The organism is Geoalkalibacter sp. (genome assembly GCF_030604225.1).
Lineage (GTDB): Bacteria > Desulfobacterota > Desulfuromonadia > Desulfuromonadales > Geoalkalibacteraceae > Geoalkalibacter.
This window is the reverse complement of record NZ_JAUVWH010000120.1, coordinates 1-9,535: the sequence shown is the minus strand read 5'-3', so window position 1 is coordinate 9,535 and position 9,535 is coordinate 1. Positions and strand designations below refer to the sequence as shown.

Here is a 9,535-nt window from a genome sequence, read left to right as displayed (position 1 = left end):
GGCATGCATCGGCCGACGCGCCTGCTCCTGTTCGCGCTGCTCGGCCTGATCTGCTCGCTTTCCCTTTGCGCGCCTTCGTCCGCCAAGGCCCAGCCACCGGCGGCTCTGGAGGAGTACGAAGCCAAGGCCGCCTTTCTCTTCAACTTCGCTAAATTCGTCCTCTGGCCGCAACCGACGCGAACCGAAGAGCCGCTGCGCATCGGCATCCTCGGCGCCAATCCCTTTGGCGCGACCATTCATCATCTGGAGGAAAGCTCCATCGGCGGGCGCCCCGTGCGTGTGGTGTTTCCCGAAAATCGCGACGAAATCCGCGCCTGTCAGGTTCTGTTCATCAGCCGTTCCGAGGCCCCCCGCTTGACCCGCCGGCTGGCCGATCTGGAGGGCTTTCCCGTTCTCACGGTCAGCGACCTGGACGGATTCACCGAGGCCGGCGGCATGATCGGACTGCTGCTGCACAACAATCGCATCCGTTTCGAGATCAACCTCGCGGCGGCCCAGCAGGCGGGATTGAGCTTCAGTTCCAAACTGCTCAGCCTGGCGATTAATGCCGAGGAATTGGGGCGGGAGCGGCAGCCATGAAAAATTTCTGCCGCAACCTACCCATTCGCCACAAGCTCATGGCCTTCGCCCTGCTCACCAGTTGCGCGGCCCTGCTGCTGACGGCGACGGCCTTCGTCACCGTGGAGGTGCTCGGTTTTCGCGACAGCGCCGTGGAAAAATCGGCGGCCCTGGCGCGGATCCTGGCCAACAACAGCCAGGCCGCCCTGCTGTTCGAGGATATTTCGGCCGCCGAAGCGCTTCTCCAGAGCCTTGAGGCGCAGCATAACGTGTTTTTCGCGCGCATTCACGACAAGCAGTTCGTGCCCTTTGCCTCCTACCGCCCCACGAACCGCGCCAGCCTTCCCCCTGAGGAGTGGCTGGAAGACGCCCTGCTCTGCGAGTCATCCGGCCCGCCAGGGTTGCACGAGGGTCGTCACTGCTTTACCGCCAGGGCCTTGTGTTACGTGCAGCCCATCCTGTTCGACGGCGAATTTCTCGGCACGATCCAAATCCTGACCGACCTGTCGGACCTGCAAACGCGACTCATCGGTTTTGGCGCCGGCAGCCTGGGGGTGCTCTTTCTGAGCCTGCTGCTCGCCTTCGTCCTGGCGGCGCGCCTGCAACGGGTCATTTCCCAGCCCGTCCTCAGTCTGGCGGCCACCATGGAGGACATCTCCCGCAGCCGCGACTATCGGGTGCGCATGCCGCGCGAGTCCAACGATGAGCTCGGCACCCTCATGGACGGCTTCAACCACATGCTCGAACAGATCGAAGCGCGCGACCGGCAGCTCGAGGACCATCAGCAAAACCTGGAAATGCAAGTGCGGCGGCGGACCGAGGAGATCACCCAGACCCATGCCGCATTAAGCGAAACCGTCGACGCCCTGCGACAGGCCAAGGACGCGGCGGAGGCGGCCAATCGGGCCAAATCGACCTTTCTCGCCAACCTCAGCCACGAAATCCGCACCCCCATGGTCGGCATCCTCGGCATGTCGGATCTGCTGCTCAAGTCCGACCTCGACCCGCGCCAACGGCAACTGGCCGACACCGTCCAGAATTCCGGGGAATCGCTGCTCGGCATTCTCGACGATCTGCTCGACGTCGCCAAGATCGAAGCCGGGCGGCTGACCTTGACGGAAGGGGCGTTTGATCCCTGCCGACTCATGGAGGACGCGGTTCGCCTGTTCGAGGTGAGCTGTCAGACCAAGGGATTGCGCCTGAGCTGGAACATCTCCCCGGAGACTCCCCGCCGGCTACGCGGCGATGGAGGGCGCCTGCGCCAGATCCTTCTCAATCTGGTGGGCAACGCGGTCAAGTTTACCAGCGAGGGCGAGATCGGCGTCAGGTTGGCCCCTCTGGCCCTGGATCTGGAATCCTGTCGGCTGCGATTGGAGGTAAGCGATACGGGCATCGGCATCGAAACCGAGGCCCAGGAGAGGATTTTCGAGGCCTTCGCCCAAGCGGACAACTCCACCAGCCGTCGCTTCGGCGGTTCGGGACTGGGCCTGGCGATTGTGCGCCAGCTGGTTCAGCTCATGGGCGGAACTATTGAGCTGACCAGCAACGTCGGGCAAGGCACGACCTTTGTCTGCGAGCTTCCCTTTGCCGTGGCGCCGGGTGAGCCGGCGATTGGGCAATCGTCGAACGCCAAGGATGAGGCGGCTGCCCAGGCCTTGCCGGACAACCAAGGGAAACGCATCCTGCTGGCCGAGGACAACCCCACCACGCAAATGCTGGTCCGGCTGATTCTTGAGCCGCGCAAACTGAGCTTGCGGGTGGCCGAGGACGGCATCCAGGCCCTGGCGGCGCTGGAACAGGAAACCTTTGATCTCATTCTCATGGACTGTCAGATGCCGGGGATGGACGGCTTTGAGGTAACGCGCCGTCTGCGCCGTACCGGAAGCCGCACCCCGGTGGTTGCCTTGACCGCCAACCTGCAGCGCAGCTTCCGCGACACCTGCCTGCAGGCCGGCATGAACGATTTTCTGGGAAAACCCTTTCGCCAGACCGAACTGCTCGCCGTCCTCGAGCGCTGGCTGGACAAGGAAAACCCGGGGGAGTCGACCTGAATGCACTTAGCTTCAGGAATCTTCGTCCTTTTCCCTACGCGCAAAGCGTTCAATACCGCGCAGGTTCTGCCTGGCCTGCTCGCGCACTGCGTCGCTGCGCGCGGCATCGAGGGCCTGAAGAAAGTATTGGTAGGCGCTGGTGATGTGGCGGGGATGGCGGGAAAGTGCCAGTCCGGCGCCGAGAAAGGCGCGATCCACGCGCTGCGCGCCCGGGCGCTCGGCGATGAAGCGGCGAAACAGGGGCAGCGCCAGATCATCGCGCCCGGCGCTTAACAGATAATCGCCGATGTCCAAAACATCGTCGGCGGCCAGGGCGGCGCGGTCCTGTCGATGCTCCAACCCCAGGTAGAGATCCGCCGCCTGCCCCGGACGTCCTTCGCCAAGGTGCCGGTGAATGAGACCGGCCGGGTTTTGCCCCGAGTCCTCACGCGCCTTCGACTGCAACACCTCCTTGCGATAGCTGCGCTCCCCGCGCCAGAGATTGAGCCCCGGCACCCTTTCCAGCCCCCATCCCAGCGCCAGCCCGGCAATGAAACCGCCGATATGGGCGCCGTGCGCGACTCCCGATTCCGCCCCGCCGCGCGTCAGCAGAAACGGCAACAGGTTGTCGAGCACCAGGTAGAAACCCAGGACCAGGCGGGCCGGCACCAGCACCGTGGTGATGATGAAGGGAAAGAGAAAGATGAACACCTTCACCATATTCTTGGGAAACCACAGGAAATAGAAACCCAGCACGCCGGAGATGGCCCCCGAGGCACCGATGAGCGGCGTTTGGGAATCGGGGACGAAGAGGGCGAAAAACAGGGTCGCGGCAACTCCGGCACCGAGATAGGACAGCAGATAGCCCAGGCTGCCCAGGCGATGCTCCACGTTGTTGCCGAAAATCCACAGAAACAGCATGTTGCCGAACAGGTGCATCCAGCTGCCGTGGAGAAACAGCGAGCTAAAGAGTGTCACCAGGGAAAATTCCGCCGGCCGAAATCCGTACTTGAAAACAAACAGATCGTAGGCGCTCAGCTGGTCGAGGATGGCCTGCGCCGGCACCGCGCCACGCACGCCGATTTCATAGAGGTATTCAAGCAGGAAGGGATCATGGAGATCGGGACGCGCGGCACTCAGGGGCAGGGAAACCAGCAGCCATACCGCCACATTGATCCCCATCAGCAGATAATTGACCCAGGGGGTGGAGCGAGGATTGGGGAAATCGCCGATGGGCAGAAACATGCCGCGGCCTTTCTGGGAAGGGGATCAGGGCAGCAGGGGCTTCTGGTCAGGAAGACACCTGGCACACCCCGGGCAAGACTCCGGAGCGCAGGGCCTGCTCATACACATGCTCGGCAAAGCCGTTGCCCGCTTCGGCGTAGAAATTGAATGCCGAATCCACCCCGGCCAGGCGCAGTTCCTCAAGTTGGTCGTCGTACATGGCGATGGCGGCGATGGTGCCGGTGAACCCGGCCTTGCGCAATTGCTCGGCGGCAAAGAGGTTGGCGCGGTGCTTGGGCATGGCCAGCATCACCAGTTCGAGACGCGCCAGACCGTCACGCCGCTTGAGCAGATCCCAGAAATCGGGGTCGGTGGCATCGCCGAGCATGACGTTGCGCCCCGTATCACGCTGCTGCTGCACGACATTTTCGTTCAAATCCACACCCACCACATTGGTACCGCAACGCTCGGTCATGAAATCATAGGCACCGCTGCCGATGCGCCCCATGCCGAAGATGGCGACATTGACCAGATCCACCCCGACAAGATCGTCAGGGTGCTCCCCCGAGACCTCGAAACGCGCCAACCGTTCGCGCAGACGCAGGTAGATGCTGTGCGCCAGGGCATTGAGGGGCGAGGCCATGACGAAGGTCAGCGACAGGGCCAGGGCCATGACCGTGAGCCATTCCTTGTCCAGCCAGCCGTTGCTCACCCCGACCGCGGCGACAATCAGGCCGAACTCGCTGTAATTGGCCAAGCTGAAGGAGGCCAGCAGCGAGGAGCGTGGACGCAGGCGGAAACGGCACAGCAGGAAAAAATACAGCAGGGTCTTGAGCGGGATCAGCGCGGCAAGCAGCGCGGCGATGCCCAGGGTCTCCCAGGTGGGAACCCCGGCCAGGCCGATGCTGAGGAAAAATCCCACCAGAAAGATTTCCTTGAAACCCAGCAGGCTTTTGGCCATTTCCTTGGACTTGGGGTGATTGGCGATGAGCATGCCGATGAGCAACGCCCCCAGGTCGGCCTTCATGGCCACCGCGTCGAAACTCTTGGCGCCCACCACCAGCGCCAGGAAAAACCCGTAAAGAATCACCAGTTCGCCGTGGTCGCAGCGATCCATGATGCGGAACAGATAAGGCCGCAGCAGCACGAGGCCCGTCAGCACCACCAGGGCCCAGGGCGAGGGCAGCTTGCCCGTTGACGCGGTGAGAAACAGAACCGCCAGCACGTCCTGCATGATGAGCATGCCCACCGCCACGCGCCCGTGCATGGACGACATTTCCCCTTTTTCCTCGAGCACTTTCACGGCAAAAACGGTGCTCGAAAAACTCAGGGCGAAGGCGATGAGCAAAATGTTGGCCGGGGCAAGATCGGTGAACAGGGGCAGCCCAAAATAGGTAATGCCCATGAACACCAGGCTCATCAGCGCGACCGTGACCGTCATGTGCAGGGAGGTTCCCGCCCAGATGACGGGTTCGAGCAGATCGCGCACCTTGAGCTTGAGGCCGATGGTGAACAACAGGAGGGTGACTCCGAGGTCCGCCACTTTCTGCAGCATGTCGCCGCCCGAAATTCCGAGGGCGTTGAGGATAAAGCCCGCCGCGAGAAACCCCACCAGGGGCGGCAGGCCCAGTTGGCGGATGAGGAAGCCACAAAAAAATGCTATGGTTATCCAGAGTGGATCCATGAAACAACCTCGAAAAAAACGGCCCGCGCCGACGGATTTTAACAACGGACGAGCCGCGCCGCTCAGGGACCGTCATCGTCACATTCATCGTTCAATGGGCCGGGAATCTCAAACAGGAGGGAAATTCTACCATGATCAGTGTCCGATTACAGGGCAGCAGTCGTAATTTTGCCGTGGGCAAGATCATCTGCCTGGGGCGTAACTATGCCGAGCACATCAAGGAACTCGGCAATGAAACGCCCGCGGAACCCGTGGTGTTTCTCAAACCCGCCACCAGCCTAATCCGCGCCGGGGAGAAGGTTCTCATTCCGTCCTATTCGCGCGAATGCCACCACGAGGTGGAACTGGCCGTGCTCATCGGCCGTTACGCTCGCAACATCCCGGCGCACGCCGCTTATGAGCACGTCGCCGGCTACGGGGTCGCCCTGGACATGACCCTGCGCGACGTTCAGGAGCGTCTCAAGAAAAAGGGTCTGCCCTGGGAAATCGCCAAGGCCTTCGACACCTCCTGCCCCATTTCCGATTTCGCATCGCGCGACCGGGTGGCCGATCCGCACAATCTGCGAATCCGTCTGTGGGTCAACGACGAGTTGCGCCAGGACGGCAATACGGGTCAGATGATACACCGCATTCCCGAGATCCTCGCCTACGTGTCCGGCATCTTCACCCTGGAGGAAGGCGACATCATCCTCACCGGCACGCCAGCCGGCGTGGGTCCGGTGCGCGGTGGCGACCAAATCCACGCGGAAATCGAGGGCTTGGGCGGGTTGGATGTCAGCGTGGAATGAGAAAATCTACAGACGGCAGCGCAGGGTCTTGCGCCCCTGCTCGAAGAGCACTTCCATCTTGTTGGGCTTGAAGATCGCCGTCACCAGCCCCACACCGAACTGGGGGTGGCGCACCAGCTCATCGACGCGAAACGGCTGGTCCATGGCATAAGCGCGGGCGCCGGCGGCATCCCGCTCGGCCATGACGCGCTGCCAGTGCTCCTGATCGGCGCTCTGGGTACGGGCCTTGGGCTTGTCGGAGGGCGGACGCGAACTGGTCGCGCGCGGCTGGGGCGCGGCCTTGGGCGCACGGTAGCCGTGCATGCCGCCACAGGTATTGCATTGAACCTTGACGGGCCGTTCGGCCACCAGAGCGACGATGGTGTGGTTGGTGAGCATGCGGCAGCGGGTGCAGTTGGCGTCGATGTGACCACCGACGCTGGGCGTTTTTGAGAAACTCATGGGACTCCGGCTATCAGGGGTTTTCCGCCAGGCCATCGCGACCGGGCGGCGCAAGGGGACCTTTTTTATCATTCCCGCGGGCGCGAGGTCAAGACGCCCCCGCACAAAACCAAAAGGCCGCCCCGGCAGGGAGCGGCCTTTTGGTTTTGTGCGAGGGGAACAGCCTTACTTGGCGCCCTTGAGGGCCGCATGGGCGGCCGCCAGACGCGCCACGGGCACGCGGAAGGGCGAACAGGACACATAGTCCAGGCCGATGTCGTGGCAGAAGATGACACTCTCGGGATCGCCGCCATGCTCGCCGCAGATGCCGAGCTTGATGCCGGGGCGGGCCTGGCGGCCTTTCTCGCAACCCATGCGCACCAGCTGCCCCACCCCGCCCTGGTCCAGGGTCACGAAGGGATCGTTGGGCAGGATGTCCTTTTCCACGTAGTAGGGCAGGAACTTGCCGGCATCGTCGCGGGACAGACCGAAGGTGGTCTGGGTCAGGTCGTTGGTGCCGAAGCTGAAGAAATCGGCCTGCGCCGCCACTTCGTCGGCGGTGAGCGCCGCGCGGGGCAGCTCGATCATGGTGCCGATCAGATAGCTGACGGAAACGCCGTAGCGCGCGATGACCTCATCGGCCACGCGCACGGCGTTGGCGCGCATGATTTCGAGCTCGCGCACATGGCCGACCAGGGGAATCATGATCTCCGGCACGATCTCGAAGCCATCTTCCTTGACCAGCTCACAGGCGGCTTCCATGATGGCCTGCACCTGCATGTCGTAAATTTCCGGGAAGGTGATGCCGAGGCGGCAACCGCGATGACCGAGCATGGGATTGAACTCGTGCAGGCTCTCGACCTTGGCCTTGAGGGTGGCGGCGGACAGGCCCATCACCTTGGAAATTTCCTCGATCTCCGCGTCCTTCTGCGGCAGGAACTCGTGCAGGGGCGGATCGAGCAGGCGAATGGTCACGGGCAGGCCCTTCATCTCGCGGAAGATGCCCTTGAAATCGCCCTTCTGCATGGGCAGGATTTTGGCCAGGGCCTTGCGCCGCCCTTCGACCTCCTCGGCGAGGATCATCTCGCGCACCGCCATGATCCGCTCGGCGTCGAAGAACATGTGCTCGGTCCGGCACAGGCCGATGCCCTCGGCGCCGAAATCGCGCGCCACCTTGGAATCCTGCGGCGTGTCGGCATTGGTGCGCACCCGCAGCCGGCGGAATTTGTCGACCCAGGTCATGAGCCGGCCGAACTCGCCGGTCAGTTCCGGGGCGACCGTCGGCACCGCGCCCTGCATGACTTCGCCCGTGGAACCGTCGAGGGTGATGACATCGCCCTTCTTGATCAACAGGCCGCCACGCGTGGTGAACTCCTGCTTGGCGTAATCCACCTTGATGTCGCCGCAGCCGGCCACGCAGCACTTGCCCATGCCGCGCGCCACCACCGCCGCATGGGAGGTCATGCCGCCGCGCGCGGTGAGGATGCCCTGGGCGGCGTGCATGCCGTGAATATCCTCGGGGCTGGTCTCGATGCGCACCAGGATGACCTTGAGGCCGATGCGCGCCGCATCCTCGGCATCGTCGGCGCTGAACACCACCTCGCCGTTGACCGCGCCGGGCGAGGCGGGCAGGCCCTTGGCGATGATGGTCTTGGGCGCCTTGGGATCGAGGGACGGATGGAGCAGCTGATCGAGCTGCTGGGGATCGACGCGCAGCACCGCCGCTTTCTCGTCGATGAGACCCTCGGCGACCATGTCGACGGCGATTTTCACCGCCGCGCGGGCGGTGCGTTTGCCGTTGCGGGTCTGGAGCATGTAGAGCTTGCTTTTTTCGATGGTGAATTCGATGTCCTGCATGTCCTTGTAGTGTTTCTCAAGGGTCTGCTGGATCTTCATCAGTTGGGCATAGCTCTCGGGCATCACCTCTTCCATGGAGGGCAGGCTGCCGTCGCCCTGGCCCTTGTTGATGGGCTGGGGGGTGCGGATGCCGGCCACCACGTCCTCGCCCTGGGCGTTGACCAGGAACTCGCCGAAAAACACCCGCTCGCCGGTGGAGGGGTTGCGGGTGAAGGCCACGCCCGTGGCGCAGTCATCGCCCATGTTGCCGAACACCATGGACTGCACGTTGACGGCGGTGCCCCACTCGGCGGGGATGTTGTTGAGGCGGCGATAGGTGATGGCGCGCTGGTTCATCCAAGAGCCGAACACGGCGCCGATGGCGCCCCAGAGCTGCTCGTGGGGATCGTTGGGAAAGTCGCGGCCGAGGGTTTCCTTGACCTTGTCCTTGAAGAGGACCACCAATTTCTTGAGATCCTCGGCGGAGAGCTTGGTGTCCTCCTCGACGCCGCGATGCTCCTTCATTTCTTCAAGGATGTCCTCCAGCAGCTCGCCGTTCATGCCCATGACGACGTTGGAGTACATCTGGATAAAGCGACGGTAGGAATCGTAGGCAAAGCGCGCATCGCCGCTCTGGGCGATGACGCCCTGGATGGTGGCGTCGTTGAGGCCGAGATTGAGCACCGTGTCCATCATGCCGGGCATGGAGGCGCGCGCCCCCGAGCGCACCGATACCAGCAGAGGGTTGCGCGAATCGCCGAATTTTTTGTTCATGAGCTTTTCGACCTGGCCGAGGGCGGCCTCGACCTGGCCCTTGAGTTCGGCGGGATACTGACGGTTGTTCTTGTAAAACTCGGTGCAGACTTCCGTGGTGATGGTAAACCCGGGCGGCACGGGCAGCCCGATGGATGTCATCTCCGCCAGGTTGGCCCCCTTGCCGCCCAGCAGATTCTTCATGTCCCCACGCCCTTCGGCTTTCCCCTCGCCGAAGAAAT

The 9,535-nt window shown here is 63.1% G+C and carries 7 protein-coding genes; 3 read left to right on the top strand and 4 right to left on the bottom strand.

Going from position 1 to position 9,535, the window contains the following annotated elements; all coding sequences use genetic code 11:
- Together QAT43_RS12140 and QAT43_RS12135 are read left to right on the top strand one after the other, a co-directional pair.
- Window positions 1-579 (top strand): YfiR family protein (locus tag QAT43_RS12140; protein ID WP_305043346.1); only part of this gene is annotated, 579 nt, incomplete at its 5' end.
- Entirely contained in the window at window positions 576-2,609 is a 2,034-nt protein-coding gene (locus tag QAT43_RS12135) for an ATP-binding protein (protein ID WP_305043345.1), read from the top strand. The genes QAT43_RS12140 and QAT43_RS12135, both read left to right, overlap by 4 nt.
- Before the next feature lie 12 nt (window positions 2,610-2,621).
- Here QAT43_RS12135 and QAT43_RS12130 read toward each other — a convergent pair whose 3' ends face one another.
- The gene (locus QAT43_RS12130; RefSeq protein WP_305043344.1) at window positions 2,622-3,833 is read right to left on the bottom strand and encodes a rhomboid family intramembrane serine protease; all 1,212 of its coding nucleotides are present in this window, start codon (window positions 3,831-3,833) and stop codon (window positions 2,622-2,624) included.
- A 46-nt stretch (window positions 3,834-3,879) separates the two neighbouring features.
- Window positions 3,880-5,496 carry a cation:proton antiporter family protein gene (locus tag QAT43_RS12125; RefSeq protein WP_305043343.1) on the bottom strand — a complete coding sequence of 539 codons (1,617 nt, stop codon included), beginning with the start codon at window positions 5,494-5,496 and terminating at the stop codon, window positions 3,880-3,882.
- A gap of 131 nt (window positions 5,497-5,627) precedes the next feature.
- On the opposite strand from QAT43_RS12125, the gene QAT43_RS12120 reads away from it, so the two are divergent.
- Window positions 5,628-6,284, top strand: coding sequence for a fumarylacetoacetate hydrolase family protein (locus QAT43_RS12120; protein WP_305043342.1), 657 nt, complete (start codon window positions 5,628-5,630; stop codon window positions 6,282-6,284).
- A gap of 6 nt (window positions 6,285-6,290) precedes the next feature.
- Here QAT43_RS12120 and QAT43_RS12115 read toward each other — a convergent pair whose 3' ends face one another.
- Complete coding sequence (locus tag QAT43_RS12115; protein WP_305043341.1) at window positions 6,291-6,725, bottom strand: hypothetical protein; 435 nt, start codon at window positions 6,723-6,725, stop codon at window positions 6,291-6,293.
- Window positions 6,726-6,890: 165 nt separating this feature from the next.
- Window positions 6,891-9,535, bottom strand: a 2,645-nt coding sequence (gene ppdK, locus QAT43_RS12110; protein WP_305043340.1) for a pyruvate, phosphate dikinase, incomplete at its 5' end; no start/stop codon positions are given.